General features: G+C 64.2%; 25 protein-coding genes. 9 read left to right on the top strand and 16 right to left on the bottom strand.

Annotated elements, in window-relative coordinates; all coding sequences use genetic code 11:
* Positions 1-115: 115 nt before the first annotated feature.
* The 16 genes from nudB to IEV38_RS08045 all read right to left on the bottom strand — a co-directional run bounded on the left by nudB (position 116) and on the right by IEV38_RS08045 (position 17,448).
* Positions 116-613: a dihydroneopterin triphosphate diphosphatase gene (gene nudB, locus IEV38_RS08120; protein WP_188395687.1), complete on the bottom strand. Its 498-nt coding sequence runs from the start codon at positions 611-613 to the stop codon at positions 116-118.
* Positions 614-700: 87 nt separating this feature from the next.
* Positions 701-2,506 carry an aspartate--tRNA ligase gene (gene aspS, locus IEV38_RS08115; RefSeq protein ID WP_188395686.1) on the bottom strand — a complete coding sequence of 602 codons (1,806 nt, stop codon included), beginning with the start codon at positions 2,504-2,506 and terminating at the stop codon, positions 701-703.
* A gap of 58 nt (positions 2,507-2,564) precedes the next feature.
* Positions 2,565-3,209: a DUF502 domain-containing protein gene (locus tag IEV38_RS08110; protein WP_188395685.1), complete on the bottom strand. Its 645-nt coding sequence runs from the start codon at positions 3,207-3,209 to the stop codon at positions 2,565-2,567.
* A gap of 22 nt (positions 3,210-3,231) precedes the next feature.
* The gene (locus IEV38_RS08105; protein ID WP_188395684.1) at positions 3,232-3,504 is read right to left on the bottom strand and encodes an FmdB family zinc ribbon protein; all 273 of its coding nucleotides are present in this window, start codon (positions 3,502-3,504) and stop codon (positions 3,232-3,234) included.
* A 219-nt stretch (positions 3,505-3,723) separates the two neighbouring features.
* The gene (locus IEV38_RS08100) at positions 3,724-4,785 is read right to left on the bottom strand and encodes an ABC transporter substrate-binding protein (protein ID WP_188395683.1); all 1,062 of its coding nucleotides are present in this window, start codon (positions 4,783-4,785) and stop codon (positions 3,724-3,726) included.
* A gap of 33 nt (positions 4,786-4,818) precedes the next feature.
* Positions 4,819-5,595 carry an ABC transporter permease gene (locus IEV38_RS08095; protein WP_229728941.1) on the bottom strand — a complete coding sequence of 259 codons (777 nt, stop codon included), beginning with the start codon at positions 5,593-5,595 and terminating at the stop codon, positions 4,819-4,821.
* Entirely contained in the window at positions 5,592-6,524 is a 933-nt protein-coding gene (locus tag IEV38_RS08090) for an ABC transporter permease (protein ID WP_188395682.1), read from the bottom strand. Before IEV38_RS08090 ends, IEV38_RS08095 begins: the two co-directional genes overlap by 4 nt.
* On the bottom strand, positions 6,517-7,617 hold the full coding sequence (locus IEV38_RS08085; protein WP_188395681.1) for an ABC transporter ATP-binding protein: 1,101 nt from the start codon (positions 7,615-7,617) through the stop codon (positions 6,517-6,519). Before IEV38_RS08085 ends, IEV38_RS08090 begins: the two co-directional genes overlap by 8 nt.
* 155 nt (positions 7,618-7,772) lie before the next feature.
* Positions 7,773-9,335: a ubiquinone biosynthesis regulatory protein kinase UbiB gene (ubiB, locus tag IEV38_RS08080; protein ID WP_188395680.1), complete on the bottom strand. Its 1,563-nt coding sequence runs from the start codon at positions 9,333-9,335 to the stop codon at positions 7,773-7,775.
* Complete coding sequence (locus tag IEV38_RS08075) at positions 9,332-9,922, bottom strand: ubiquinone biosynthesis accessory factor UbiJ (protein ID WP_188395679.1); 591 nt, start codon at positions 9,920-9,922, stop codon at positions 9,332-9,334. The genes ubiB and IEV38_RS08075 overlap by 4 nt, the downstream gene beginning before the upstream one ends.
* Positions 9,923-10,034: 112 nt before the next feature.
* The gene (locus tag IEV38_RS08070) at positions 10,035-10,979 is read right to left on the bottom strand and encodes a Tim44 domain-containing protein (RefSeq protein ID WP_188395678.1); all 945 of its coding nucleotides are present in this window, start codon (positions 10,977-10,979) and stop codon (positions 10,035-10,037) included.
* An 8-nt stretch (positions 10,980-10,987) separates the two neighbouring features.
* Complete coding sequence (ubiE, locus tag IEV38_RS08065; protein WP_188395677.1) at positions 10,988-11,722, bottom strand: bifunctional demethylmenaquinone methyltransferase/2-methoxy-6-polyprenyl-1,4-benzoquinol methylase UbiE; 735 nt, start codon at positions 11,720-11,722, stop codon at positions 10,988-10,990.
* A gap of 94 nt (positions 11,723-11,816) precedes the next feature.
* Positions 11,817-12,248 carry a gamma-butyrobetaine hydroxylase family protein gene (locus IEV38_RS08060; protein ID WP_188395676.1) on the bottom strand — a complete coding sequence of 144 codons (432 nt, stop codon included), beginning with the start codon at positions 12,246-12,248 and terminating at the stop codon, positions 11,817-11,819.
* 67 nt (positions 12,249-12,315) lie between these two features.
* A complete protein-coding gene (locus IEV38_RS08055; protein WP_188395675.1) occupies positions 12,316-12,759 on the bottom strand; it encodes an HIT family protein in 444 nt (147 codons plus the stop codon).
* On the bottom strand, positions 12,756-16,754 hold the full coding sequence (locus IEV38_RS08050) for a DUF3683 domain-containing protein (protein WP_188395674.1): 3,999 nt from the start codon (positions 16,752-16,754) through the stop codon (positions 12,756-12,758). The genes IEV38_RS08055 and IEV38_RS08050 overlap by 4 nt, the downstream gene beginning before the upstream one ends.
* A gap of 205 nt (positions 16,755-16,959) precedes the next feature.
* Positions 16,960-17,448, bottom strand: a complete 489-nt coding sequence (locus IEV38_RS08045) for a YqaA family protein (protein ID WP_188395673.1) — start codon at positions 17,446-17,448, stop codon at positions 16,960-16,962.
* A gap of 261 nt (positions 17,449-17,709) precedes the next feature.
* Between IEV38_RS08045 and ilvA the strand changes: the two genes are divergently transcribed.
* The 9 genes from ilvA to IEV38_RS08000 all read left to right on the top strand — a co-directional run bounded on the left by ilvA (position 17,710) and on the right by IEV38_RS08000 (position 26,572).
* Complete coding sequence (gene ilvA / locus IEV38_RS08040; protein ID WP_268234721.1) at positions 17,710-19,236, top strand: threonine ammonia-lyase, biosynthetic; 1,527 nt, start codon at positions 17,710-17,712, stop codon at positions 19,234-19,236.
* 9 nt (positions 19,237-19,245) lie between these two features.
* A complete protein-coding gene (queF, locus tag IEV38_RS08035) occupies positions 19,246-20,085 on the top strand; it encodes an NADPH-dependent 7-cyano-7-deazaguanine reductase QueF (protein WP_188395671.1) in 840 nt (279 codons plus the stop codon).
* Positions 20,086-20,279: 194 nt separating this feature from the next.
* Positions 20,280-20,567 (top strand): phosphopantetheine-binding protein, encoded by a 288-nt coding sequence (locus IEV38_RS08030; protein ID WP_188395670.1) that lies wholly within the window; start codon positions 20,280-20,282, stop codon positions 20,565-20,567.
* Positions 20,568-20,654: 87 nt separating this feature from the next.
* Positions 20,655-21,998 (top strand): AMP-binding protein, encoded by a 1,344-nt coding sequence (locus IEV38_RS08025; protein ID WP_229728940.1) that lies wholly within the window; start codon positions 20,655-20,657, stop codon positions 21,996-21,998.
* On the top strand, positions 21,998-22,288 hold the full coding sequence (locus tag IEV38_RS08020) for an ApeI family dehydratase (protein WP_188395668.1): 291 nt from the start codon (positions 21,998-22,000) through the stop codon (positions 22,286-22,288). Before IEV38_RS08025 ends, IEV38_RS08020 begins: the two co-directional genes overlap by 1 nt.
* Positions 22,281-22,865 carry a LolA-related protein gene (locus tag IEV38_RS08015; RefSeq protein WP_229728939.1) on the top strand — a complete coding sequence of 195 codons (585 nt, stop codon included), beginning with the start codon at positions 22,281-22,283 and terminating at the stop codon, positions 22,863-22,865. Before IEV38_RS08020 ends, IEV38_RS08015 begins: the two co-directional genes overlap by 8 nt.
* Positions 22,862-25,333, top strand: coding sequence for an MMPL family transporter (locus tag IEV38_RS08010; protein WP_229728938.1), 2,472 nt, complete (start codon positions 22,862-22,864; stop codon positions 25,331-25,333). The genes IEV38_RS08015 and IEV38_RS08010 overlap by 4 nt, the downstream gene beginning before the upstream one ends.
* Complete coding sequence (locus IEV38_RS08005) at positions 25,330-26,094, top strand: class I SAM-dependent methyltransferase (RefSeq protein ID WP_188395667.1); 765 nt, start codon at positions 25,330-25,332, stop codon at positions 26,092-26,094. Before IEV38_RS08010 ends, IEV38_RS08005 begins: the two co-directional genes overlap by 4 nt.
* A gap of 10 nt (positions 26,095-26,104) precedes the next feature.
* Entirely contained in the window at positions 26,105-26,572 is a 468-nt protein-coding gene (locus tag IEV38_RS08000; RefSeq protein ID WP_188395666.1) for a hotdog family protein, read from the top strand.
* Positions 26,573-26,577: the final 5 nt, after the last annotated feature.

The raw sequence follows: 26,577 nt of genomic DNA, 5'->3' as shown, positions 1-26,577 counted from the left end.
TGAGCCGTTGTTTTTCCATGTAGTGCCACTCGCGCATTATTCAAGATGCACATTCAGCATTGTCCGCAGGGGGACGCCGCGCTTCCGTTCGCTGCCTCACATCAGGGGCGCTGTTTCACCGGCTGATACGCGTCGGCAATTGCAGGATCGCTTCCGCGTTGGAGGCCGAGAAACAGCGATCGGCCGCCTCGCGCCACGGCAGCCAGGCCGATTGCAGATGCTCGCGCGGCGCCAGTTGCACCACAATGTCGCGCGGCACCTGCAGGCCGAATACATGCTCGGTGTTGCGCGTCACGCCCGGTGCGTAGCGATGCCGCCACACCGGATAGATTTCATAGACGTTGGAAAGTTGCCAGTCGCGCAAGGCAGATGGCGGGACCGTCGCCTGCCCTTGCGTTTGCGCCGCGCCGATCCGGATGCCCGTCTCTTCCTCCACCTCGCGCACCGCGGTCGCGCTCAGCGACTCTTCCGGCGTATCGCGCGACCCGGTCACGGACTGCCAGAATCCCGGGCGGTCGGCGCGCTCCAGCAGCAGCACCTCGAGTTGCGCGGTGTGGATGACGACGAGTACCGATTCCGGAATCTTGTAGGTCTTCTGTGTTTCGTCGGACATGGTGAATGGACAGGCTGCAACGTACAAAAAACAAAAGGCGCGGAATTCCGCGCCTTTCGATTATGCCGCAAAAACCTCGACGGGCAGTTACGCCTTGACCGCCGGCTCGACGTTGCGCAGGCGGATGTGCAGTTCGCGCAGCTGCTTCTCGTCGACCTCGGACGGCGCCTGCGTCAGCAGGCATTGCGCGCGCTGGGTTTTCGGGAAGGCGATCACGTCGCGGATCGATTCGGCGCCGGCCATCATGGTCACCAGGCGGTCGAGGCCGAAGGCCAGGCCGCCATGCGGCGGCGCTCCGTACTGCAGCGCGTCGAGCAGGAAGCCGAACTTGAGCTGCGCTTCCTCGGCACCGATCTTGAGCGCGTTGAACACCTTGCTCTGCACGTCCGCACGATGGATACGCACCGAGCCGCCGCCGAGCTCCCAGCCGTTGAGCACCATGTCGTAGGCTTTCGCCAGGCACTTGCCCGGATTGCCTTCCATCAGGTCTTCGTGGCCGTCCTTCGGCGCGGTGAACGGATGGTGAACTGCGGTCCAGCGCTGGTTGTCTTCGTCGAATTCGAACATCGGGAAGTCAACCACCCACAGCGGACGCCAGTCATCGTCGAACAGGCCACCCTTGCGGCCGAATTCGCTGTGACCGATCTTCACGCGCAGCGCGCCGATGGCGTCGTTGACGACCTTGGCCTTGTCGGCGCCGAAGAAGATCAGATCGCCGTCTTCCGCTTCCGTCAGCTCGAGAATCTTCGTCAATGCGGCATCGTGGATGTTCTTGACGATCGGCGACTGCAGGCCGTCACGGCCTTTCGCCTTCTCGTTGACCTTGATGTAGGCCAGACCCTTGGCACCATAAATGGCGACGAACTGCGTGTAGGCGTCGATCTCGGAACGCGGCATGACACCGCCGCCCGGCACGCGCAGCGCGACCACGCGGCCGTTCTCCATGTTGGCGGCGCCCGAGAAGACTTTGAAATCGACGTCCTTCATGACGTCGGTCAGTTCGGTGAACTGCAGCTTGACGCGCATGTCCGGCTTGTCGGAGCCGTAGAGGCCCATCGCGGTCGCGTAGTCCATGACCGGGAACGGATTCGGCAGTTCGACGTCCAGCACCTTTTTGAACACGAGACGGATCATGTCCTCGAACAGGTCGCGGATTTCCTGCTCGCTCATGAACGAGGTTTCGCAGTCGATCTGCGTGAACTCGGGCTGGCGGTCGGCGCGCAGGTCTTCGTCGCGGAAGCACTTGGTGATCTGGTAGTAGCGGTCGAAGTTGGCGACCATCAGCAACTGCTTGAACAGCTGCGGCGACTGCGGCAGCGCGAAGAAGTTGCCGGCGTTGACGCGCGACGGCACCAGGTAGTCGCGCGCGCCTTCGGGCGTCGATTTGGTCAGCATCGGCGTTTCGATGTCGATGAAGCCGTTCTCGTCGAGGAACTTGCGCACTTCCATCGCCACGCGGTAGCGCAGGCGCAGGTTGTTCTGCATCTGCGGGCGGCGCAGGTCCAGCACGCGGTGCGTGAGGCGCGTGGTTTCCGACAGGTTGTCGTCGTCGAGCTGGAACGGCGGCGTGACCGATGCGTTCAGGATTTCCAGTTCCTGCGCGAGCACTTCGATCTTGCCGGACTTCAGGTTGGCGTTGGTCGTGCCTTCCGGACGGTTGCGCACCAGGCCGGTGATGCGCAGGCAGAACTCGTTGCGCACCGACTCGGCCTTGCCGAACACGTCGGCGCGGTCGGGATCGCAGACCACCTGCACCAGACCTTCGCGATCGCGCAGGTCGATGAAGATGACGCCGCCGTGATCGCGGCGACGATGGACCCAGCCGCACAGGCTGACGGTTTGGCCGAGCAGCGCTTCGGTGGTGAGGCCGCAGTATTGAGTTCGCATAGACATGATTGTGGTTCCGGTTTTCAGTGTTTGATCTGCCGCCGATCACGGCAGCGTGCAAGGGTTAAGGCAGCGGGCCGGCCGCATTCTTCTTGGGATCGAGAATGCGCGACTTCTCGAAATGGCCAGGCGTGACCACGCCCATGGACACGATGTACTTGAGCGCCTCGTCGACGCTCATGTCGAGCTCGATCACGTCGGCCGCCGGCATCATCAGGAAGAAGCCGGAAGTCGGGTTAGGCGTGGTCGGCACATAGACGCTGACGTAGTCGCCGGTCAGGTGATTGCGCACGTCGCCGCCCGGCGTGCCGGTCTGGAACGCGATGGTCCACGAGCCGTGGCGCGGGTACTGCACCAGCAGCGCCTTGCGGAAGGCATTGCCGGACGACGAGAACAGCGTGTCCGAGACCTGCTTGACGCTCGAATAGATGGCATTGAAGATCGGGATGCGGCGCAGGATGCTTTCCCAGATTTCCACCACCTTGTTGCCGATGAAGTTGCGCGTCGCCAGTCCGATCAGGAAGATGATCAGCAGCGTCAGGATGGTGCCCAGTCCCGGAATGCGGAAGCCGAACAGCACCTCCGGCTGCCAGCGTGCCGGCAGCAACAGCAGCGACTGGTCCATGGTGCTGATGATGAGGTTCAATACCCACAGCGTGATCGCCAGGGGCAGCAGGATCAGCAGGCCGGTGATGAAATATTTGCGCATGGCTTGTTCAGTCGAAAATTGGTCAGGCAGCGTCTGCGGCAGGCGCTGCCGGCGTGGCCGCGGGCGCTGCCGAGGCCGGAGCCGTATCGCTCTTCGCGGCCGGCTTGCTGCCTGCATTCTTGAAATCCGTGGCGTACCAGCCGGTGCCCTTGAGCTGGAAACCGGCCGCCGTCACCTGCTTGCGAAAACCGGGCTTGCCGCAAGTCGGGCAATCGGTCAGCACGGGGTCGGACATCCTTTGCAGCACGTCCTTGGCGAAATCGCATTCAACACAGCGGTAGGCATAGATCGGCATCGCACACTTCCTGCAGAAATCGTACAAAACCCTGCATTATAAAGGGTTTCGACTACATTTTCGGGTTTTACGACCGACAGAATCGGCGTTTGCGACAGACAGAAAGACGCATATCGTCTTCCGTTGCACCCTTATTAACGCGGCACGTTCCGCACTTTGCACGAATTCAAAAACAATGGCCGGCTCACGCCGGCCATATCATTTCCACAATAACAAACGTCAGCGTGCGCGAATCTCGGTCCAGATGCGGTTCAGCGTGCGGCGCTGGCGGCTGTTGAGGTCGTTCAGCATTTCCAGCCTGGCGGTGGTGGCTGCATCCGGGAAGATCGCCGGGTTCTTGGCGATCTCGGGCTTGATGAAGGGAACGGATGCCTTGTTCGGGCTGCCCGAGCCGACCAGGTTGCTCAGCTCAGCGCCATTCTTGCCGTCGAGGATGAAGTTGATGAACTTGTGCGCGAGGTCGGGGCGCGGCGCATCCTTGGGGATCACCAGGCTGTCGATCGACATCGAGGCGCCCTCCTTCGGCAGCGCGTGGCGGATGCGGAACTTGCGGCCGGCCGCCTTGGCGTCCTCGTCAGCCTGATAGATATCGTTCGAATAGCCGTGCACCAGCCAGATGTCGCCGACCGTCAGGCCCTTGATGTAGCTGGTGCCGTTGAAAGCGGCCCAGTACGGCTTGGCCTTGAGGATCACGTTTTTAGCTTCCTGCCATTTCTTCTCGTCGGTGTCGTTGATCGAGTAACCGAGATATTTCATGGCGGCTGCCATCAGCTCGTTGGCCGAATCGAGCACCGTGACCTTGCCCTTGATCTTGGCGAGGATGGCCGGGTCGAAGATCGCGGCCCAGCTATCGACGGTGATGCCGAGTTCCTTCATCTTCTGCTCGTTGTAGCCGAGCAGCGTGATCGTGTAGGCATACGGCACCGAGTACTGGTTGCCCTTGTCGAACTGGGTATCCATCATCTGCGGATTCAGGTTCTTCAGGTTGGGCAGCTGCTTCTTGTCGAGTGGCTGCAAGGCGTTCTGCTTGATCAGAGACTGCAGCGCATTACCGGTCGGCACCAGCAGGTCGTAACCCTTGGCGCCGGCTGCCAGCTTGGCCAGCATTTCCTCGTTGTCGCCGTAGTAGCTCTGCACGAGCTGGCACTTGCACGATGCCTCGAAGCGCTTGGCGGTTTCCTCGCCGAGGTAGTTGTTCCAGTTGTAGAGATGCAGCTTGTCCTGCGCCTGCGCCGAGGCGCCGAGCAGCAGGAGAGAAAGGACGGCAAACAGTTTTTTCATGGCGAATCCCCGGCAAATGAAATCAGGAACAGGTTATGAACGGAAGGCGTTGGGCGACAGCTTGGAGGCGATCACGATCAGCACCAGCGTCAGCGCCATCAGCAGCGTCGAGATCGCATTGACCTCGGGCGTGACCGCGATCTTGATCATCGAATAGATCTGCAGCGGCAGCGTCTGCGTGTTGGCACCGGCGGTGAAGAAGGTGATCACGAAATCGTCGATCGACAGCGTGAAGGCCATCAGCGCGCCCGCCACCACGCCCGGCATGATCAGCGGCAGCGTCACGCGGCGGAAGGCCTGCCACGGCGTGGCACCGCAGTCGCGCGCGGCTTCGGTCAGGCTTTCGTCCATGCCGGACAGGCGTGACTGCACGACGATGGCGACGAAGCCGAGGCTGAACGCGATGTGCGCGAGCGTGATCGACAGCATGCCGAGTGTCATGTTCAGCATCACGAAGAAGATCAGCAGCGACACGCCGACCAGGATTTCGGGAATCGCGATCGGCGTCAGCACCAGGATCTGCAGCGCCTTGACCTTGTAGCGATGCAGCGCAAAGCCGGCCATGGTGCCGAGCACGGTGGAGACGGCGCTCGACATCAGCGCGATGACCAGCGAATTGCCGGCCGCGCGCAGCATTTCCTGGTTGTTGAACAGCTGCCGGTACCAGTCGAGCGTAAAGCCGACCCACTCGGCATTCAGGCGCGAATCGTTGAACGAATACAGCACCACGATCGCCAGCGGCACGTAGAGGAAGGCATAGACCAGCACCGCGCTGGTCGTCAGCAGCAGCGAATGACGCATCCGGCTCATGCCGCCCTCCTGCGCGGGCGCGCCAGCAGCGCGGCGAGTCCGGCCGCCGCCAGCGCCGCCACCGTCAGCATGACCGACAGCACGCTGCCGAACGGCCAGTCGCGCGACTCGAGGAACTGCTGCTTGATGACGTTGCCGATCATGATGCCGTCGGTGCCGCCGAGGATATCGGACACGGCGAAGATGCCGAGCGCCGGAATGAACACCAGCGCCGAGCCGGCCACCACCCCGGGCAGCGAGAGCGGGAAGGTGATGCGCCAGAAGCGCTGCCAGGCATTGGCGCCGAGGTCCTGCGCGGCGTCGAGCAGTGCCGGGTCGTGCTTCTCGAGATTGGCGTACAGCGGCAGCACCATGAACGGCAGGTGCACATAGACCAGGCCGACGATGACCGCGAACGCACTATAGAGCAGCGAGACCGGCTCGAAGCCGAAGGTGCCGAGCACGGCGTTGAGCCCGCGCGTGAACAGCGATTGCGGGCCGAGAATGATCATCCACGCATAGATGCGGATCAGGAAGTTGCTCCAGAAAGGCAGGATCACCAGCAGCACCAGCAGGTTGCGCCACTTGCGCGGACTGCGCGCGATCAGCAGCGCGACCGGATAGGCCATGGCGATGCAGACCAGCGTGGTGATCAGCGCGTACAGCAGCGACTTGAGGAAGATCGCCAGGTAGATCGAGCTCGAGAACACGGCCTGGAAGCTTTCCAGCGTCAGGTCGAGCTGGCCGTCCTCGGTGAAGATCGGCGCCAGTCCGCCGTAGTCGCCCGGATAGCGGAAGGCGGCGAATGCCATGATCAGCGTCGGCACCGCGAAGAACACCAGCAGGTAGAGCAGCGGCGGTCCGCTGATCAGCCAGCGGGCCAGCGAGGAGGCGCGTGCCGAACCGCCGGCCGCTGCGCTCGCCTCGGGCTTGGCTACCGCGTCACTCATGATCGGGTTCGACGATGAAATGTCCGGCGTCGATACGCCAGGCGACGTCAACCGCGTCGCCGACCTCGAAGAAGCGCGGGCGGCCGATGGCGGAATTGGCCAGCATGGTCTCGAGCCGCGCGCCGCCGTCGGTCTCGACGATATAAACGGTCACGCCGCCCATGTAGAGCAGTTCCTTGACGTGGCCGTCGAAGTGGTTTTCATCCGGCACGCCGCGCACGATCTCGGCGCTGACCAGCGTTTTCTCTGGACGCAGCGCGATCGTGCCGCGCAGGCCGACGCGTGCACCGGCAACCGCGGATGCCTTGACCGCGCCCATGCCCGGCACGTCCAGCCACATGATGTTGCCGTCGATCTGCGTGACGGTGCCGTCGAACAGATTGCAGGTGCCGATGAAATCCGCCACGAAGCGGCTTGTCGGATAGCTGTAGATGCGCGTCGGTTCGTCGAGCTGCTCGACCTGCCCACGGTTCATGACCGCGATGCGGTGCGACAACGCCAGCGCCTCTGCCTGGTCGTGCGTGACGTAGATGAAGGTGATGCCGACTTCCTTCTGCAGGTTGATCAGTTCGATCTGCATCTGTTCGCGCAGCTGCGCATCGAGCGCCGACAGCGGTTCGTCGAGCAGCAGCAGCTTGGGATGCGTGACCAGCGCGCGCGCGATGGAAACGCGCTGGCGCTGGCCTCCCGACAGTTCGTGCGGGAAACGCTGCGCGAATCCCATCAGGCGCACGTCTTCCAGCGCCTCATCGACCTTGCCCTTGATCTCGGACTTCGGCGTATTCGCCATCTCGAGCGGGAACGCGATGTTCTGCGCCACCGTCATGTGCGGGAACAGCGCATAGTTCTGGAACACGGTACGCACCGGACGCCGCTCGGGCGGCACGCCGGTCAGATCGACGCAGTCGAGCAGGATCTGCCCGGCATCCGGCGCATCGAAACCGGCGATCATGCGCAGCAGCGTGGTCTTGCCGCAACCCGAAGGACCAAGCAGCGTGAAGAACTCGCCCGCCTCGATCGAAAGGCTGATGTTATCGACTGCCATGTAATCGCCGAAACGACGGCTGAGATTGCGAATTTCGAGAAGCGCCATTATTTCCTGGGCCGCGAGGAGATCGGAGGGTTAAAAAAACCGGGCAATTGTAGCAAACTCGCGGCCCGGAGGCCGCCAAACCGCCGCGCAAATAAAGTGCGTTTTCCAGGAAATCAAGCGAAAACAATGCCCGCTCGCGGCCAGCGCCGCTTTTTCTAGGCCGCCAGGGAAAACAGGATCAGGACCAGCACGCCGCCGGCGATCAGTCCGCCACCGAAATACACGGCGAGTCCCAGCAGGAGATTGGTGCGCCGCTGCTCTTCCAGCAGGCGCCTGAGCAATTCCGCATGGTCGGGATGCGGCTCGGCGGCCTGGGTCAGGGCCTGATGCGCGAGCCGCGGCAATTGCGGCAGCAGCTTGCTGTAGCGCGGCGCCTCGGTCTTCAGGTTTTCGAGAAAACCGCGCCAGCCGATCTGCTCCTTCATCCATTTTTCCAGCGAAGGCTTGGCGGTCTTCCAGAGGTCGAGCTCGGGATCGAGCTGGCGCCCGAGCCCTTCCACGTTCAGCAGCGTCTTCTGCAGCAGCACCAGTTGCGGCTGCACCTCGACATTGAAACGGCGCGAGGTCTGGAACAGGCGCAGCAGCACCTGGCCGAAGGAAATCTCGGACAGCGGACGGTCGAAGATCGGTTCGCAGCAGGCGCGCACCGCCGATTCGAGTTCATCGACGCGCGTTTCCTTGGGCGCCCAGCCCGATTCGATGTGCGCCTCGGCCACGCGCTTGTAGTCGCGGCGGAAGAAGGCGAGGAAGTTCTGCGCGAGGTAATCCTTGTCGAAATCGGTCAGCGTACCGACGATGCCGAAGTCGAGCGCGATGTAGCGGCCGAAGGTTGCCGGATCGGTCGAGACCAGGATGTTCCCCGGATGCATGTCGGCATGGAAGAAGCCGTCGCGGAACACCTGCGTGAAGAAAATCTCCACACCGTCGCGCGAGAGCTTCTTGAGATCGACGCCAGCCGCGATCAGGCGTTCGGTCTGCGAGATCGGGATGCCGTTCATGCGTTCCATCGTGATCACCGAGGTCGAGCAGAAATCCCAGAACATCTCGGGCACCACCAGCAGTTCGGAATCGACGAAGTTGCGGCGCAACTGGCTGCCGTTGGCCGCCTCGCGCATCAGGTCGAGCTCGTCGTGCAGGTACTTGTCGAATTCGGCCACCACCTCGCGCGGCTTCAGGCGCTTGCCGTCGGCCCACAGCCGCTCGATCATGTTGGCGACGATATGCATGAGCGCGACGTCGTCGTCGATCGAGCGCTTGATGCCGGGACGCAGCACCTTGACCGCCACCTCGCGGCCATTGTGCAGCTGCGCAAAGTGCACCTGCGCGATCGAGGCCGAAGCGACCGGTTCGCGCTCGAAGCGCGCGAACAGCTCGTCCGGATGCGCTCCCAGCGACTTGACGATCTGCGCGATGGCGACGTCCGACGAAAACGGCGGCACGCGGTCCTGCAGGCGCGCCAGTTCGTCGGCAATATCCATCGGCATCAGGTCGCGCCGCGTCGACAGCACCTGGCCGAACTTGACGAAGATCGGCCCCAGTTCCTCCAGCGCCAGCCGCAGGCGCTCGCCGCGCGGCGCCGACAGGTCGCGCCAGAACATCAGGCGATCCATCACGCGCACGGTGCGCGGAATGGCGAGACCGGAGATGACGATCTCGTCGAGACCGTAGCGCAATGCGACGCGCAGGATTTTCAGCACCCGCATGAATTTGAGCATCATGGACGGCCGCCCTTGAGCTTGTCGATGCGCTTGGCAAGGCGCGCCACGTCGTCGCGCAGGCGCGTGACGTCTTCCGTGAATTCCTGCACCGCGCGCGGCCGTACCAGCAAGGGATTCTCCTCGAGAAAATATTCGGCGATGTTTTCCGTGACCGAGCGATGCAATGCCTGCGCATTGCGCACGGCGGCGCGCGCACCGCCGGCGATGCGCTGCGCGGCGATGTCGCCGACCACGCGGCCGAGGTCGTCCTCGACCTCCCAGCGCAGCGACTGGCTCAATTGCGAAATGGTATTGGCGAAATCGGCGTCGCCCTCGATCTTCACGTAGGAAAACGCGCGCGCGCGATCCTGCAGTATGCGCGGCACGTCGGCCAACTGCACGCGGATCGTGACGGCCGGCGTCTCGTCGGCGCTTGCCGCTTCGAGCAGGCCGTCGGCCTTGACCTTGAGCCGCAGCGCCAGCACGCCGGCATCGAACACGGCGACCTTGCCGGCATGCGGCGCGAGCAGCGCGCGCGCCCACGATTCCTGCGCGAGCAGATGATTGATGGCAGCGGGTGGAACGGCAGCAGGCGAGAGTGATGTCATGGCAAAAAAGAAGCCGCCGGCGACCATTCGCGGGCGGCTTCAAGTTTAACAGTATGCAGCGCGAAGCTGCCAGCGATCCGTCGTCGAAAAACGCGAATCGCCGTTCAACTCATCAAGGCAGTTGCTGAATGCCGGCCAGCACCCAGCCGCCGTCGCCGTTGACCGGCTTGGACAGGTTCCAGGCTTCGGTGAACGGCTGGGTCGGCGTATCCTGCGATTCGCGAATCAGGCCGCTGAACTTGATGCTGGCGATGTACTCGTCGCCCACGGTTTCGACACCGTAGAACTCGGCATCGAGCTGCACCACGTCGGTGTGGTTTTCGGCCGCGCCGCGCTCGGTCAGCTGCATCTTGATCTCGGCGAACATTTCCGGCGTGGTGAACTCGCGGATATCCTGCACATCGGCGCGATCCCATGCCGCCTGCAGGCGGATGAAATAGGTCTTGGCGTTACGGATGAACGATTCCACGTCGAAATCTGCCGGCACGCGGTCATCTGCTTCAACAGCGGCTGCACCGCCGAACGGCGCAGACGATTGCAATGCGGATGGCTGGAAGGACGAACCGTTGTTACCCTGATTCAGGCCCGAGCCGATCTCCGGCGTATTCGATTTGGCCGAATAGCCGTTGGCGAAGGAAGGCTGACGATTGTTGCCGCCTGCGCTTTTGGCCTTGAACATGCGATAGATGAACATCGCGGCGAATGCCAGCAGCGCGATCATCAGCACGGTGCTGATCATGCTGGCCAGCGCACCGCCGATGCCGAGGTGCGACAGCAGCGCGCCCAGGCCGAGGCCGAGCAAGGCGCCGCCAAGGATGTTGCGCATCATGCTGGGCTTGGCGGCGGCGCCGGCAGCACCGGCTGCGCCTGCATTGGCCGGCGTGGCCGGACGTGCGGCGTTGGTCGCCTGCGACTGCTGCGCCGGCGCCGGACGCTGGAAGCTTTGCGATTGCTTGCCGAACGAACCGCCGCCGCCCATGCGGCGCGCTTCGACTTCGGTAGCGACGAAGGTCATCGAGCTGACCATGACCGCCACTGCCAATAGTAATTTTTTCATGCTGTCTCCTAGAGTTTAATGCCGGTGTGCAATGCCGCCACGCCGGCCGTCAAATTGAAGTACCGCACTCTTTCGAGACCGGCCTCCTGCATCATTGCCTTCAGCGTTTCCTGGTCGGGGTGCATGCGGATCGACTCGGCCAGATAGCGATAGCTGTCGGCATCGTCCGCCACACGCTTGCCGAGCCACGGCAACACGGAAAACGAGTAAAGGTCGTAGGGCTTCTTCAACGGCTCCCACACCTTGGAAAATTCCAGCACCAGCAGCTTGCCGCCGGGCTTGAGCACGCGCCGCATCTCGGCCAGCGCCACGTCCTTGTGCGTCATGTTGCGCAGGCCGAAGGCCACGCTGACGCGATCGAAGTAATTGTCGGGAAACGGCAATTTCTCCGCGTCACACAGGGATGTGGGGGTGATCAGCCCCTTGTTCAACAGCCGATCGCGCCCCACACGCAGCATCGACTCGTTGATGTCGGTCAGCCACACCTCGCCGCCGGGTCCCGCCTGCTTCGCGAACGCCTTGGCAAGGTCGCCGGTACCGCCCGCGATGTCGAGCACCTTGAAGCCGGGACGAATCCCCGCCTCGGCGATCGTGAACGCCTTCCACACGCGATGCAGGCCGGCCGACATGAAGTCGTTCATCACGTCGTACTTGGCCGCCACCGAATGGAACACTTCGGCAACCTTGTGGACCTTCTCTTCTTCGGCAACGGTCTGGTAACCGAAATGGGTGGAATTTGTCATGGCGTTCGGGTTCGAGATTGAATTATACAGATGTTAGAAAAACGTGAAAAAACGTTAGTTTACTTGCCGCTTTGCAAATGCGTTGCGTACCGGCTCAATGCACGCTGCAACCGCCGGCCGAGTTTTCCGGCATCGGCGCGTCGCGTCCGCTTTCGCGCGTGAAGCCGGCTGCCTCCAGCCGGCGCAGGTAATCTTCCCACATCAGCGGCTGGTTGCGGCCGAGACGATGCAGGTATTCCCACGAGTAGATGCCGCTGTCGTGGCCGTCCGAAAACACCGGCTTGATACCGTAGTTGCCGACCGGCTCCACCGCCGTGATGCCGACGTTGCGCTTGCCGGTCTGCAAGGTTTCCTGGCCTGGCGCATGGCCGCGCACTTCGGCCGACGGCGAGCACACGCGCAGGAATTCGAACGGCAGCGAGAAGCGCTTGCCATCGTCGAAGGCGATTTCGAGCACGCGCGATTGCGTGTGCACGACCAGATCGGTCGGCAGGGGCTGGGCAGTGGCCTGGCTGGAATCGGTCATCTTGTCCTCTCGTCGGAAAGTGTCTTGCGGGAATCCGCAAGGAATATGGGGTGCAATGCCGCGCCGGTCAAGCGACGCATCCCACCTGGCGCGCGATGGCCGCACGCAGCGCCGGCAGCAGATCGCGGCGTTGCGCCAGCGCGGCGTCTTCCGCGGTGCGCACCGAGCGCGCCCACACCGGTGCCGGAAAATGCGCATCGTCGGCGTAGCGCGGAATCACGTGCCAGTGCAGGTGCGGCACCATGTTGCCGAGACTGGCGAGGTTGATCTTCTGCGGCTGCATGACTTCGCGCAACGCGGCCTCGACCTGGCACACGGCACGCATCAGCAGCGAACGATCGGACGGCGGCAGGTCGGTCATCTCGGCCACGTGCGCATGCCAGATCACGCGGCAGAAACCCGGATAGTCGGCATCGTCGATCAGCACCACGCGCAGTTGCTCGTTGCGGAACAGCACTTCGCCGCCCTCGCCGGTACACAGTTCGCAAGCAGCCCCGATATCGGCGCTCATACCAGCACGCGCTCGATGCCACCGTTGTTGGCGCGTTCCACGTACTCGGGCAGCCAGTTCGGGCCGAGCAGGTGGCGCGCCATCTCGACCACGATGTAGTCGGCGGTGGTGCCGGCGTCATCGTTGTAGCGCGACAGGCCCTGCAGGCACGACGGGCACGAGGTCAGCACCTTGACCTGGCCGTCGAAGCCGTCGGCGCGTAGCTTGTCGGCACCCTTTTCCATTTCCTCTTCCTTGCGGAAGCGCACCTGGGTCGAAATGTCCGGACGCGTGACGGCAAAGGTGCCGGACTCGCCGCAGCAGCGGTCGTTCTTCTCGATCTTCTGCGCGTCGGCGGTGGTGATCAGCGCATTGACGGTCTTGATCGAATCCTGCAGCTTCATCGGCGTGTGGCAAGGATCGTGATACATGTAGCGCACGCCGGACACGCCTTCGAGCTTGACGCCCTTCTCCATCAGGAATTCGTGGATGTCGATGATGCGGCAGCCCGGGAAGATCTTCTCGAACTGGTAGCCCTGCAACTGGTCGTAGCAGGTGCCGCACGAGACCACCACGGTCTTGATGTCGAGGTAGTTGAGCGTGTTGGCCATGCGATGGAACAGCACGCGGTTGTCGGTGATGATCTTCTCGGCCTTGTCGTAGTCGCCCGAGCCGCGCTGCGGATAGCCGCAGCACAGGTAGCCCGGCGGCAGCACGGTCTGCACGCCGACGTTCCACAGCATGGCCTGCGTCGCCAGGCCAACCTGCGAGAACAGGCGCTCGGAACCGCAGCCCGGGAAGTAGAACACGGCTTCGCTGTCGGCCGTGGTCGCCTTCGGATCGCGGATGATGGGCACGACCTTGTCGTCCTCGATGTCGAGCAGCGCGCGCGCGGTCTTCTTCGGCAGGTTGCCCGGCATCTTCTTGTTGATGAAGTGGATCACCTGTTCCTTGACCGGCGGCTTGCCGACGGTCGGCTGCGGCGCGCGCGTCTGGCGCTTCGCTACCTTCTTCAGGAAATCGTGCCCCAGGCGCTGGGCCTTGTAGCCCCAGTCGATCATGACCTTGCGCGTGGCGTTGATGGTGGTCGGATCGGTCGCATTGAGGAAGAACATCGCCGCCGTGGTGCCCGGATTGAATGACTTCTTGTCCATCTTGCGCAGCAGGTTGCGCATGTTCATCGAGACGTCGCCGAAATCGATATCGACCGGGCACGGCGTCAGGCACTTGTGGCAGACCGTGCAATGGTCGGCCACGTCCTCGAATTCTTCCCAGTGCTTGATCGAGATGCCGCGCCGCGTCTGTTCCTCGTAGAGGAAGGCTTCGACCAGCAGCGAGGTCGCGAGAATCTTGTTGCGCGGCGAATAGAGCAGGTTGGCGCGCGGCACGTGAGTCGAGCAGACCGGCTTGCACTTGCCGCAGCGCAGGCAGTCCTTGACGCTGGACGCGATCGCGCCGATGTCGCTCTGCTGCATGATCAGCGACTCGTGGCCCATCAGGCCGAACGACGGCGTGTAGGCGTTGCGCAGATCGGCGCCGAGCTCGGCCATGTCCATCAGCTTGCCCTTGTTGAAGCGGCCCTCGGGATCGATGCGGCGCTTGTAGGAGCGGAAGTCGGCCAGTTCGGCGTCGGTCAGGAATTCGAGCTTGGTGATGCCGATGCCGTGCTCGCCGGAGATCACGCCGTTGAGCGAACGCGCGAGCTTCATGATGCGCGCCACCGCTTCGTGCGCGTCCTGCAGCATCTGGTAGTGGTCGGAGTTGACCGGAATGTTGGTGTGCACGTTGCCGTCGCCCGCATGCATGTGCAGCGCGACGAACACGCGGCCGCGCAGCACGCGCTTGTGGATCGCGGCGGTCTCGTCGAGGATCAGGCGGAATGCGGCGCCGCTGAATATCTGGCGCAGCGGCACGCGCACCTCGGTCTTCCACGATACGCGCACCGTGCGGTCCTGCACGATGTCGAACAGCGTGGCGTCGGGCTGGCTGGCGAGTCGTTCGTCGAAGATGCCTGCCATCTTCTCGAAACCGTGCGTCAGCAGTTCGGCCTTCGCCTCGCGCAGCGGCTGGTCCAGATTGCCGAGCACATACGACCAGCGCGCATGCGTGCGGTCGATCAGCTCCTCGGCCTGGTGCACGCGATCTTCCAGCAGTTCGGCCGCCGGGATGTCGTCGCCTTCGGCGTCGTCGCTCTTGCCCAGCGGAAGGTTGCCGCGCACGAAGAAGCTGCGCAGTTCGGCCAGCAGCTGCAGCTTGTTCTTGATCGACAGTTCGATGTTGATGCGCTCGATGCCGTCCGAATACTCGCCCATGCGGTCGAGCGGGATCACCACGTCCTCGTTGATCTTGAAGGCGTTGGTGTGCTTGGAGATGGCGGCGGTACGCGCGCGGTCGAGCCAGAATTTCTTGCGCGCCTCCGGACTCACGGCGACGAAGCCTTCGCCGACACGCGTATTGGCGAGGCGCACGACTTCGGATGCGGCCTGCGCCACCGCGTTCTCGTCGTCGCCGACGATGTCGCCGAACAGCGCCATCTTCGGCAGGATGCCGCGCTTGGACTTGGTCGCGTAACCGACCGCGCGCAGATAGCGTTCGTCGAGGTGTTCGAGGCCGGCCAGGATGGCGCCGCCCTTCTTCGTTTCGGCTTCGAGGAAATTCTTGATCTCGACGATGGATGGGATCGCATCACGCGAATGGCCGAAGAATTCGAGACAGACCGTGCGCGTGTGCTTGGGCATGCGATGCAGGATCCAGCGCGCCGACGTGATCAGGCCGTCGCAGCCTTCCTTCTGCACGCCGGGCAGGCCAGACAGGAACTTGTCGGTGACGTCCTTGCCGAGACCTTCCTTGCGGAAGGTGCGGCCTTCGATCTCCAGCATCTCGGTCCTGAACGGCTGGTTCTTCCTGCGGCTCCTCTCGCTCGGGTGCGTCCATTCGAGCTTGAATTTCGCCACCGGCGCGTCGTGAATCTTGCCGAGGTTGTGCTCGATGCGCGTGACTTCGAGCCAGTCGCCGTTCGGGTCCACCATGCGCCAGCTCGCGAGGTTGTCGAGCGCGGTGCCCCACAGCACGGCCTTCTTGCCGCCGGCGTTCATCGCGATGTTGCCGCCGATGCACGAGGCTTCGGCCGAGGTCGGGTCAACCGCGAACACGAAGCCGGCCTTCTCGGCCGCGTCCGCCACGCGCTTGGTGACCACGCCCGCACCCGAATAGATGGTCGCGTAGTCGCGCTCGACACCCGGCAGGCGCATCATCTCGACCTCGCCGAGCTGGATCAGTTTTTCGGTATTGATGACGGCCGACATCGGGGTCAGCGGGATCGCGCCGCCGGTGTAGCCGGTACCGCCGCCGCGCGGGATGATGGTCAGGCCGAGCTCGATGCAGCCCTTGACGAGGCCGGCCATCTCTTCCTCGCTGTCGGGAGTCAGCACCACGAACGGATATTCGACGCGCCAGTCGGTCGCGTCCGTCACGTGCGAGACGCGCGACAGGCCGTCGAACTTGATGTTGTCCTTGTCGGTATAGCGGCCCAGCACGCGCATGGCGCGCTTGCGCAAGTCCCAGGTATTGCGGAATTCCTCGGCGAAATCGGCGACCGCCTTGCAGGCCAGTTGCACCAGCGTCTCGACCGCCTGCGCGCGGCGCAGCGCGTTGGCGTCGCCCGAGGCTTCGAGATCGCGCTGGCGGCGCTTCTCGACCTCGCCGAGACGATGGTTGAGCGCATCGATCAGGGCGGCGCGACGCTTCGGGTTGTCGAGCATGTCGTCCTGCAGGTACGGATTGCGCCGCACCACCCAGATGTCGCCGAGCACCTCGTACAGCATGCGCGCCGACCGGCCGGTCTGGCGCTCGGTCCGCAATTCCGACAGCAACTGCCACGCTTCCTCGCCGAGCAGGCGGATCACGATCTCGCGGTCGGAAAAGGAGGTGTAGTTGTAGGGAATTTCACGCAAACGCGTGGTCGCCGCGCCCGGAAGGTCGGCGATCAGGGTCTGCACTTGTACGGGGGCGTTCATCGGGAGATGGCTTGCATTCGACGCTAAATACGCATTCTAGCCGATTGCCGGTTTTCCCGTCGGCGCGCCAGCGCACGCTGGGTGGCGGAAAAACCGCATCGCGACAGTCATGAAAGATAGGCAAAACATCACAAAAAACCTAACAGATCCGTGCAAAAGCGATGCAAATAGGCAAAAAAGCATGCAGGTTGGCGGCAACCTTGCCTTAGAACCAACTGCCTATCCAGTGCCAGAAGCCGTCCGGCACATACAGCAGCAGCCAGGTCATGGTCACGTAGCGCAGGAACTTGCCAATGGCCATGTAAAAAACACAAGGCCAGAACGGCAGCCGCAGCCAGCCGGCCAGCGCGCAGATCGGGTCGCCGATGCCCGGCAGCCACGACAGCAGCAGCATCTTTGCGCCGAAGCGTTCGAGCCAGCCGAACCAGCGCGTCTGGCGTTCGCGCGCGAAACCCTGGCGCGCGCCGAGCCCCATCCAGTAGTCGATGGCGCCACCCAGCGTGTTGCCGGCGGTCGCCACCAGGATCACCGGCCAGAACAGCGCGGCATTGGCCTTGACCACGGCGAACACGGCCGGCTCCGAACCCAGCGGCAGCAGCGTGGCCGACACCAGGCTGACGATGAAGACCGAGGTCAGGCCGACCTGCGGCGCGGCCAGCACTTCCAGCAGCCATTGCACGCCGGCTTCAATCATGGACACTCATGGGACAAGGACGGGGAGGCTTCAACGGCAGTTCCAATGCGGGCATTCGCGGAAAAATGAAGAGGGATGTTCGAACCTGCGCGCGGCGTTTTCGTTCCATTCGGCGGCCCCGGCGCTCCTGCGGTGCCGCTTTGGCATCCTTTCGCAACACGCCGGTTACGCCACACCGCCCCGCGGGCAAGCCGTCCATTATAATGAACGGCTGCGCCGCGATCCCCCTACTCCCTTGCACGCGCGCCACGCCACACGAACATCATGACGACCGACTACCTGAAGAAAATCCTGACCGCGCGCGTCTATGACGTCGCCGTCGAATCGCCGCTGGATCTTGCCCCCACCCTGTCCGAACGCCTGGGCAACCGGATTTACTTCAAGCGCGAGGATATCCAGAGCGTCTTCAGCTTCAAGCTGCGCGGCGCCTACAACAAGATGGCCAATCTGCCGCCCGAGAAACTCAAGCGCGGCGTGATCTGCGCCTCAGCCGGGAACCACGCGCAAGGTGTCGCGCTGTCGGCCACGCGGCTCGGCTGCAAGGCCATGATCGTGATGCCCACCACCACGCCGCCGGTCAAGATCAATGCCGTCAAGGCGCGCGGCGGCGAGGTCGTGCTGTTCGGCGACTCCTATTCGGACGCCTACCAGCACGCGCTCGATCTCGAGAAGAAGCACAAGTTGACCTTCGTCCACCCGTTCGATGATCCGGACGTGATCGCCGGCCAGGGCACGATCGCGATGGAAATCCTGCGCCAGCATCCGGGCCCGATCCACGCCGTGTTCGTCGCCATCGGCGGCGGCGGGCTGATCGGCGGCGTCGGCGCCTACATCAAGGCGGTGCGTCCCGAGATCAAGGTGATCGGCGTGCAGACCACGGACTCCGACGCCATGGCGCGCAGCCTTAAGGCCGGCCGCCGCGTCGCGCTCAACGATGTCGGCCTGTTCTCGGACGGCACCGCCGTCAAGCTGGTCGGCGAGGAAACCTTCCGGCTCGCCAAGGAAGTCATCGACGACATCATCCTGGTTGACACCGATGCCGTTTGCGCCGCCATCAAGGACGTGTTCCAGGACACGCGCAGCATCCTCGAGCCGGCCGGCGCGCTGGCCGTGGCCGGCGCCAAGGCCTACGTCGAACGCGCGCGCGCCGACAAGAAGCCGCTGAAGAACGAAACGCTGGTCACCATCGCCTGCGGCGCCAACATGAACTTCGACCGCCTCGGCTTCGTCGCCGAACGCGCCGACGTCGGCGAGGCGCGCGAGGCGCTGTTCGCGGTGACCTTCCCCGAGGAGCGCGGCAGCTTCCGCCGCTTCTGCGAACTGATCGGCCCGCGCAACGTGACCGAGTTCAACTACCGCATCAGCGATGCGCAAAAGGCGCACGTCTTCGTGGGCGTGCAAATTGCCGAGCGCGAGGAACCGTCCAAGATCGCCAGGGGTTTCGAGAAGCACGGTTTCCAGACGCTGGACCTCACGCACGACGAACTGGCCAAGGGCCATCTGCGCCACCTGATCGGCGGCAAGAGCGAACTGGCACAGAACGAACTGCTGTACCGCTTCGAATTCCCCGAGCGGCCGGGCGCGCTGATGCGCTTCCTCGCCAGCATGGCGCCGAACTGGAACATCAGCCTGTTCCACTACCGCAACCAGGGCGGCGACGTCGGCCGCATCCTGGTCGGCCTGCAGGTGCCGAAGAAGGAGATGAAGGACTTCCGCGCCTTCCTCGCCGGCCTCGGCTATCGCCATTGGGACGAGAGCGAGAATCCCGTCTATCGCCTGTTCCTCTAGGAGGCACGCATGAATTCGCCCCTCAAACCCGACGATTCGCCGCTGGGCAAGCCGTCGGTCTATCGCTCGCATTACGATCCGTCGCTGCTGTTCTCGATCCCGCGCCTGTACAAGCGCGAAGAGATCGGACTCGGCACCTCGCTGCCCTTCTTCGGCGTCGATATCTGGAACGCCTACGAAGTCTCGTGGCTCAACATGCGCGGCAAGCCGCAGGTCGCGCTGGCGCGCATCATGGTGCCGGCCGACTCGCCCAACATCGTCGAATCCAAGTCCTTCAAGCTCTACCTGAACTCGCTGAACCAGACCCGGCTCGGCGGCACCGACGCACTGCTCGAACTGCTGCGCGAAGACCTCTCGACCGCCTTCGGCTCGCAGGTGCAGGTATCGCTGACGCTGTCCGAACAGTTCGGCCAGCAGCCGGTCGGCGAACTCGAAGGCCTGCTGCTGGACCGGCTCGACATCGAGGTGCTGGACTATTCGCCCAACCCGTCGCTGCTGCGCGCCGCGCACGACGAGGCGCCGGTCGAGGAAACGCTGGTGTCGCACCTGCTCAAGTCCAACTGCCTGGTGACCGGCCAGCCCGACTGGGCCAGCGTGCAGATCAAGTACGTCGGTCCGCAGCTCGATCAGGAACGCCTGCTGCAATACCTGATCGGGTTCCGCGAGCACAACGAATTCCACGAGCAGTGCGTGGAGCGCATCTTCATGGATGTGCTGCGCCAGTGCAAACCGCAGAAGCTGGCGGTCTATGCGCGCTACACGCGGCGCGGCGGACTCGACATCAATCCGTGGCGCAGCAATTTCAGCACCGGCACGCCGCCGTCGAACGCACGCAACGCGCGGCAATGAGGTCGCGGGCGAATTGCGGACAGGAAAAATGCTTGCAAAATGTTATTTTGCGGCGCACGACGCGGTTTATTGGCTAACATGGCAGACAGCCACGTGCATTGACGATGTACATGGAATGACGCCGCCGCACGGGCAGCTTTCCGGCCCCACTCTTTCTATATAATCGCCGGCGCAGAATCATCACCAAGACTCTTATGACGAATCCAGACAACAACATTTCCGCCGATCCGGCCTTCATGCTGGAAGTAGCCAGCCTCATCGTGCACGCGCTCAACCTCGACACCGATCCGGCTTCCATCGCGCCCGACGAACCGCTGTACGGCGACGGTCTGGGACTGGACTCCATCGATATCCTCGAGGTCGCGCTGGTGGTGTCGAAAAACTACGGCGTCCAGCTGCGTGCGGATCACGAAGACAACCAGAAGATCTTCGCCTCGCTGCGTTCGCTGTCCGACCATATCGCCGCCCACAAGACCTCCTGAGCCTTGTCGCGCATGCCGTACACCGACAGACAGGAATGCGCGCCCCCGACCTTGTCGCACCGGCCCGTTCCACTCCTCCCGCATGCCGTGCCGACGCAGATCGTCGCCTGGCGCGAGGAAGGTGCGGTCACGGCGGCGGCTTTCCTGGCCGACGTGCGGCGGCTGGTGCCGCTGCTGCCGGCCTCGACCCATATCCTCAACGACTGCCACGACCGCTATCGTTTCCTGGTGACGCTGTGCGCGATCATGGTTGCCGGCAAGATCAACCTGCTGCCCTCGACACGCACGCCGGAGACGATCCGCCAGCTGCAGCTGTTCGCACCCGACGCCTGCTGCCTGACCGACCAGACGCAATGCACGATCGCGCTGCCGCGCATGCATTTTCCGGATGCCGTCCCTGGCGGCGATGACGCCGGTCGGTTTGAAGTCCCGCAGCTCGATCCCGCGCAGACGGTTGCCTACGTCTTCACCTCCGGCTCCACCGGCGTGCCGGTCGCGCACCGCAAGACCTGGGGCGCGCTGGTGCGCAACGTGCAGGCCGAAGCGCAGCAACTGGGACTGTCTGCGGGCAGCGCCTGCACCATCGTCGGCACCGTGCCGCCGCAGCACATGTACGGGTTCGAATCGACGGTACTGATGCCGCTGGTGAACGGCTTTGCGCTCGACAGCTCGCCGTGGTTCTATCCAGCCGACATCTGCGCCGCGCTGCAGCGCGTGCCGGCGCCGCGCGTGCTGGTCACCACGCCGGTCCACCTGCGCCAGCTGCTGGCGATGCCGGCACCGCTGCCTGAGGTGGCGCTGCTGGTGTCGGCCACCGCGCCGCTGTCGCCGCAACTGGCGTTGCAGTCCGAGCAGGCCTTCGACGCGCCGCTGCTCGAAATCTACGGCAGCACGGAAACCGGCCAGATCGCCTCGCGCCGGCCGACGCAGTCGCAGGAGTGGACGCTGTTTCCGGGCGTGTGCATGCAGCGCGACGCCAACAACCCGCAGGACGAACGCATGTGGATCAGCGGCGGCCACGTCGAAGCCGCGATGCCGATGAACGATGCGATCGAACTGACCGGCGACCAGCGCTTCCTGCTGCACGGCCGCATGGCCGACATGATCAACATCGCCGGCAAGCGCAGTTCGCTGGCCTATCTGAACCACCACCTGAACGCGATTCCGGGCGTCGAGGACGGCGTGTTCTACATGCCGCCCGAAAAGACCTCGGGCGAGGTCACGCGCCTGCAGGCCTTCGTCGTTGCGCCCACGCTGGAGCCGGCGGACATCCTGGCCGCGCTGCGCACGCGCATCGATGCCGCCTTCATGCCGCGGCCGCTGCACAAGGTCGCGGCGCTGCCGCGCAATGCCACCGGCAAGCTGCCGCAGGCGGCACTGGCCGAACTCGCACAGTCGCTCACTCATCGTTCCCTGCCGGAGGCCGGCTGATGCAGACCATTGCGCTGCACATCGCAGCCGATCATCCTGCCTTTGCCGGCCACTTTCCGGGCATGCCGATCACGCCGGGCGTGGTGCTGCTCGACCTCGCGCTGACGGCCATCACCAGCCATCTGCAACGCGAACCTGCCGGCTGCCGCCTCAACAACGTCAAGTTCCTGCGTCCGGTGATGCCGGATACCGAACTGACCCTGCAATACGAAACCAGCGACAGCGGCAACATCCGCTTCGACATCCTCGACGCCGGCCATGTCGCCGTTTCCGGAGCCTTTCATGCATAAATTTTCCCGCCTGCGACACGCGATCGGTGCGTCCATCCTGATCCTGACGAGCGGCTTCACGCATGCGGCCGAATGGGATCTCGGCCAGCTGACCGCCAGCCTTGCGCAGACCGGCCCGTCCAAGGCCCGCTTCGTCGAGAAGAAATACATCTCCACGCTCGACCGCCCGGTCGAATCCTCGGGTGAACTCTCGTATTCGCCGCCGGACCGGCTCGAGAAACGCACGCTCAAACCGAAGCCCGAAAGCATGCGCCTCGAGCGCAACATGCTGACGCTCGAACGCGGCAAGCACAAGTTCGCGATCGATCTCGACGATTCGCCGGAATTCGCGACGCTGATCGAAAGCATACGCGCCACGCTGGCCGGCGACCGCCGCTCGCTCGAACTCAACTACGTGGTCAAGCTCAGCGGCACGCGCGCCGGCTGGAAGCTGCAACTGACGCCCAGCAATTTCGAGGCGCGCCAGAAGGTCGAGCACATCACCCTTGGCGGCAGCGAAGGCGTGGTGCGTGAAGTCGAAGTGCTGCAGGCCGACGGCGACCGCTCGGTCATGACCATCGAGAAGCTGAACCCATGAACAAGCCGGCGATGCAGAACGGCGCCCCGCCGCGCGCCTGGACCGCCATCTGCGTCTGGCTGCTGGTGGCGCTGCTCGGCATCGGCGTGCTGTTCCGCACCACCTTCACGGCCGACCTGACGGCCTTCCTGCCCAAGGACCCGACCGAGGAACAGCAGTTGCTGGTCGAGCAGCTGCGCGACGGCATGGTGTCGCGCATGATCCTGATGGGCATCGAGGGCGCCGATCCGCAGGCGCGCGCCGCGCTGTCGCGCTCGCTGGCGAAGCAGATGCGCGAGAACGACGAGTTCATCTCCGTCAACAACGGCGAGCCCGTCAACCAGGAAGCCGACCACGCCTATCTGTTCAACAACCGCTATCTGCTGAGCCCGGCCGTCACGCCCGACCACTTCGGCACGGAAGGCCTGCACACGGCGATCGGCGAGACCATCGACCTGCTGGCCTCGCCGGCCGGCCTGCTGGTCAAGGACATCCTGCCGCAGGACCCGACCGGCGAGATGGCGACGCTGATCGCCCAGTTCAACAGCGGCCAGCAGCCGCGCAAGCAGCATGGCATCTGGGTCGCGCGCGACGGCAGCCGCGCCCTGCTGCTGGCGCAGACGCGCGCGCTCGGTTCCGACACCGATGCGCAGGAAGCGGCGATCAACCACATCCGCGAGAAGTTCGAGCGCGCCAGGGCGGAAGTCGGCAAGCAACATGCAGCCGCATCCAGCGCGTCGCTGATCCTGACCGGTCCCGGCGTGTTCGGCGTCAACGCGCGCAACACGATCTCCACCGAAGCCAGCCTGTTCGCCATCGCCAGCGCCACGCTGATCATGGGCCTGCTGTTCTTCACCTACCGCTCAGGCATGGCGGTACTGCTCGGCCTGGCTCCTGTCCTCAGCGGCATCCTGGCCGGCACGGTCGCGGTCAGTCTGGGCTTCGGCACGGTGCATGCGATCACGCTCGGTTTCGGCACCACCATGATCGGCGAAGCGATCGACTATGCGATCTACCTGTTCATCCAGTCCGGCAGCGCGCGCAACAGCGCCGAATGGGCGCGCAAGTCGTGGCCAACGATTCGGCTCGGCGTGCTGACCTCCATGGCCGGCTTCGGCGCACTGCTGTTCTCGGGCTTCCCCGGGCTCGCGCAACTCGGCCTGTATACGATCGCCGGGCTGATCTCGGCCGCCTTCGTCACGCGCTACGTGCTGCCGTCGCTGCTGCCGCGCGAGTTCGTGGTGCGCGATCTCAGCCATGTCGGCCGCACGGTACAGCGCGCCATCGATTTCCTGCAGAAGCTGCGCTGGATACTGCTGCTGATCTTCGCCCTCGCCTGTGCCACGCTGTGGTTGCAGCGCGATCAACTGTGGCAGGCGGAACTGGGTGCACTGAGCCCCGTCAGCCAGGCCGACAAAGACCTCGACGAGAAGCTGCGCAAGGATATCGGTGCGCCCGACGTGCGCTATCTGGTGGTGGTCAAGGGCAAGTCGCTGGAAGACGTGCTGCAGGCCGCCGAGAAAGTCGCGCCGCGCCTCGATACGCTGGTCGAGGAAGGACAGCTTGCCGCCTACGAAACGCCGACGCGATACCTGCCCAGCCGCGCCGCGCAACGCGTACGTCTGGCCAGCCTGCCCTCCGCCGAGCAATTGCAGGCACGCCTGGGCCAGGCGGTGCAGGACCTGCCAGTGCAGACTTCGGTGCTGGCACCCTTCGTTTCCTCGGTTGATGCACTGGCGCGCGTCAATGCCGACGAACAGACGCGCGAACAGCGCCTGCTGACGCGCAAGGATCTGGCCGGCACCTCGATGGCAATGGCGACCGATGCACTGCTGATCGAACAGAAGGACGTCGCCACCGCGCTGCTGCCGCTGACCGCCAACGCCGAACATGTGATCGATGCCGAGCGCATGCGCGCCGAGCTCGCGCGCTCGGGCGTCGAGCGCGTCTATTTCATCGACCTCAAGGCCGAGACCGACAAGCTCTACAACGGCTACATGCACGAAGCCGTGCTGCTGGCGCTGTACGGCATGCTGGCGATGACGATCATGCTCGGCTTCACGATCCGCTCGGCCGCCGGCCTGGCGCGCGTGATGATTCCGCTGGTGATCGCCGTGCTCAGCGTGGCGGCCTTCTTCGCCGCCACCGGCGAGCGCATGACCATCCTGCATCTGGTCGGCCTGCTGCTGATCGTCGCGGTCGGTTCCAACTACGCGCTGTTCTTTGCGCAGCCGCCCAAGGATGAACACGGCAACCCGACCGCCATCGCCCCGACCACGCTGGCTTCGCTGGTGTTCGCCAACGTCACCACGGTGATCGGCTTCGGCGTGCTTGGCTTTTCGAGCGTGCCGATCCTGTCGGCCATCGGCAAGACGGTCGGCATCGGCGTGATCCTGGCGCTGCTGTACGCCGCCGTGTTCTCCGGCAGCCTGCGTCCGCGCGCCGCGAATGCCTCCCATGACTCTTCCCGCTCCACAGGAACTCCATGAGTAACAACGCGATCCGCAATCTGTTGACCGCCGCCTGCCAGCCCTATCGCGCCGCCGGCAGGTTTGCCTGGCATTTCGCGCAGGGCAAGCTCGGCCGCGACCCGGTCTTCAAGGGCATGCTGGCGCGCGGCCTGCTGCAAGGCAGCCCGCACATCCAGCGCGATGCGGGAATCCGCGTGCTCGACATCGGTTGCGGCCAGGGTCTGCTGTCGTCGTGGCTGTTGTCGGCGCAGGCTCAACATGCGCGCGGCGACTGGCCGTCCGACTGGCCGGCGCCGCCTGCCATCGCGCACATCCACGGCATCGAACTCATGCCGCGTGACGTCGAACGCGCGCAGGCGGCGTTGAACAATCAGGCAACTGCTGCCGGCCGCGCCAGCTTCGAAGCCGCCAACATGTGCACCGCCGCCTTTCCCGCATCGGACGCCGTCGTCATCCTCGACGTGCTGCACTACGTGGATTTCCCGGCACAGGACGACGTGCTGCGCCGCGTGCATGCCTGTCTTTCCGACGATGGCGTGCTGTTGCTGCGCGTGGGCGACGCGGCCGGCGGCCTGCCGTTCCGCTTCAGCAACTGGGTCGATAACGTGGTCACCAGCATACGCGGCCACCGCACGCTGCCGACCTTCTGCCGCAGCATCGCCGACTGGCAAGGCGCGATTGCTGCCATCGGCTTCTCGGTGCAGGCAATGCCGATGAACGAAGGCACGCCGTTCGCCAACATCCTGCTGGTCTGTCGGAAGCTGAAAGAAACTACATGAAGGAAACCGCATGAGCGTCGATCGCGACTGGATGCTGGCCCATATCCCGCACCAGGGCAGCATGTGCCTGCTCGATCATGTCGCGGAATGGGATGCGCAGGGCATGAAGGCGGTGGCGACCAGCCACCTGTCGCCCGACAATCCGCTGCGCGCCGACGGCCGGCTCGGTGCCGCCAACGGCATCGAGTATGCGGCGCAGGCGATGGCGGTGCACACGGCGCTGCTCGGCACCACGCAAGCCGATGCCGCCGTTGCCGAGCGGCCGCGTGCCGGCTTCCTCGCCAGCGTGCGCAACACGACCCTGCACGTGGCGCGGCTCGACGACATCGGCGAAGCGCTGGCCATCGAGGTCACGCTCATGCACGGCGAGCCCAACTGCATCCTCTACCAGTTCGCCGTGCGCAGCGCGAGCGGCAGGGATTTGCTCGACGGCCGCGCCACCGTGATCATCGACGCCACGGCGCTCGACAACAGATAAGGAGA

Origin of the sequence: Oxalicibacterium flavum (genome assembly GCF_014635065.1) — a bacterium.
GTDB lineage: Bacteria > Pseudomonadota > Gammaproteobacteria > Burkholderiales > Burkholderiaceae_D > Oxalicibacterium > Oxalicibacterium flavum.
Note: the sequence above shows the minus strand (reverse complement) of the source record. Positions and strands in the feature narration are given on the sequence as shown.

What these genes read in the sequence shown, in the direction of transcription:
- IEV38_RS08030 (WP_188395670.1), top strand. Translation starts at nt 20,280, where the DNA reads ATGACGAATCCAGACAACAACATTTCCGCCGATCCGGCCTTCATGCTG.
- IEV38_RS08010 (WP_229728938.1), top strand. Translation starts at nt 22,862, where the DNA reads ATGAACAAGCCGGCGATGCAGAACGGCGCCCCGCCGCGCGCCTGGACC.
- IEV38_RS08060 (WP_188395676.1), bottom strand. Translation starts at nt 12,248, where the DNA reads ATGACCGATTCCAGCCAGGCCACTGCCCAGCCCCTGCCGACCGATCTG.
- ubiE (WP_188395677.1), bottom strand. Translation starts at nt 11,722, where the DNA reads ATGACAAATTCCACCCATTTCGGTTACCAGACCGTTGCCGAAGAAGAG.
- IEV38_RS08085 (WP_188395681.1), bottom strand. Translation starts at nt 7,617, where the DNA reads ATGGCGCTTCTCGAAATTCGCAATCTCAGCCGTCGTTTCGGCGATTAC.
- IEV38_RS08015 (WP_229728939.1), top strand. Translation starts at nt 22,281, where the DNA reads ATGCATAAATTTTCCCGCCTGCGACACGCGATCGGTGCGTCCATCCTG.
- IEV38_RS08110 (WP_188395685.1), bottom strand. Translation starts at nt 3,209, where the DNA reads ATGCGCAAATATTTCATCACCGGCCTGCTGATCCTGCTGCCCCTGGCG.
- IEV38_RS08075 (WP_188395679.1), bottom strand. Translation starts at nt 9,922, where the DNA reads ATGACATCACTCTCGCCTGCTGCCGTTCCACCCGCTGCCATCAATCAT.
- IEV38_RS08005 (WP_188395667.1), top strand. Translation starts at nt 25,330, where the DNA reads ATGAGTAACAACGCGATCCGCAATCTGTTGACCGCCGCCTGCCAGCCC.
- IEV38_RS08050 (WP_188395674.1), bottom strand. Translation starts at nt 16,754, where the DNA reads ATGAACGCCCCCGTACAAGTGCAGACCCTGATCGCCGACCTTCCGGGC.
- IEV38_RS08000 (WP_188395666.1), top strand. Translation starts at nt 26,105, where the DNA reads ATGAGCGTCGATCGCGACTGGATGCTGGCCCATATCCCGCACCAGGGC.
- IEV38_RS08095 (WP_229728941.1), bottom strand. Translation starts at nt 5,595, where the DNA reads ATGAGCCGGATGCGTCATTCGCTGCTGCTGACGACCAGCGCGGTGCTG.
- IEV38_RS08045 (WP_188395673.1), bottom strand. Translation starts at nt 17,448, where the DNA reads ATGATTGAAGCCGGCGTGCAATGGCTGCTGGAAGTGCTGGCCGCGCCG.
- IEV38_RS08020 (WP_188395668.1), top strand. Translation starts at nt 21,998, where the DNA reads ATGCAGACCATTGCGCTGCACATCGCAGCCGATCATCCTGCCTTTGCC.
- IEV38_RS08105 (WP_188395684.1), bottom strand. Translation starts at nt 3,504, where the DNA reads ATGCCGATCTATGCCTACCGCTGTGTTGAATGCGATTTCGCCAAGGAC.
- queF (WP_188395671.1), top strand. Translation starts at nt 19,246, where the DNA reads ATGAATTCGCCCCTCAAACCCGACGATTCGCCGCTGGGCAAGCCGTCG.
- IEV38_RS08055 (WP_188395675.1), bottom strand. Translation starts at nt 12,759, where the DNA reads ATGAGCGCCGATATCGGGGCTGCTTGCGAACTGTGTACCGGCGAGGGC.
- IEV38_RS08090 (WP_188395682.1), bottom strand. Translation starts at nt 6,524, where the DNA reads ATGAGTGACGCGGTAGCCAAGCCCGAGGCGAGCGCAGCGGCCGGCGGT.
- IEV38_RS08070 (WP_188395678.1), bottom strand. Translation starts at nt 10,979, where the DNA reads ATGAAAAAATTACTATTGGCAGTGGCGGTCATGGTCAGCTCGATGACC.
- IEV38_RS08100 (WP_188395683.1), bottom strand. Translation starts at nt 4,785, where the DNA reads ATGAAAAAACTGTTTGCCGTCCTTTCTCTCCTGCTGCTCGGCGCCTCG.
- ubiB (WP_188395680.1), bottom strand. Translation starts at nt 9,335, where the DNA reads ATGATGCTCAAATTCATGCGGGTGCTGAAAATCCTGCGCGTCGCATTG.
- aspS (WP_188395686.1), bottom strand. Translation starts at nt 2,506, where the DNA reads ATGTCTATGCGAACTCAATACTGCGGCCTCACCACCGAAGCGCTGCTC.
- nudB (WP_188395687.1), bottom strand. Translation starts at nt 613, where the DNA reads ATGTCCGACGAAACACAGAAGACCTACAAGATTCCGGAATCGGTACTC.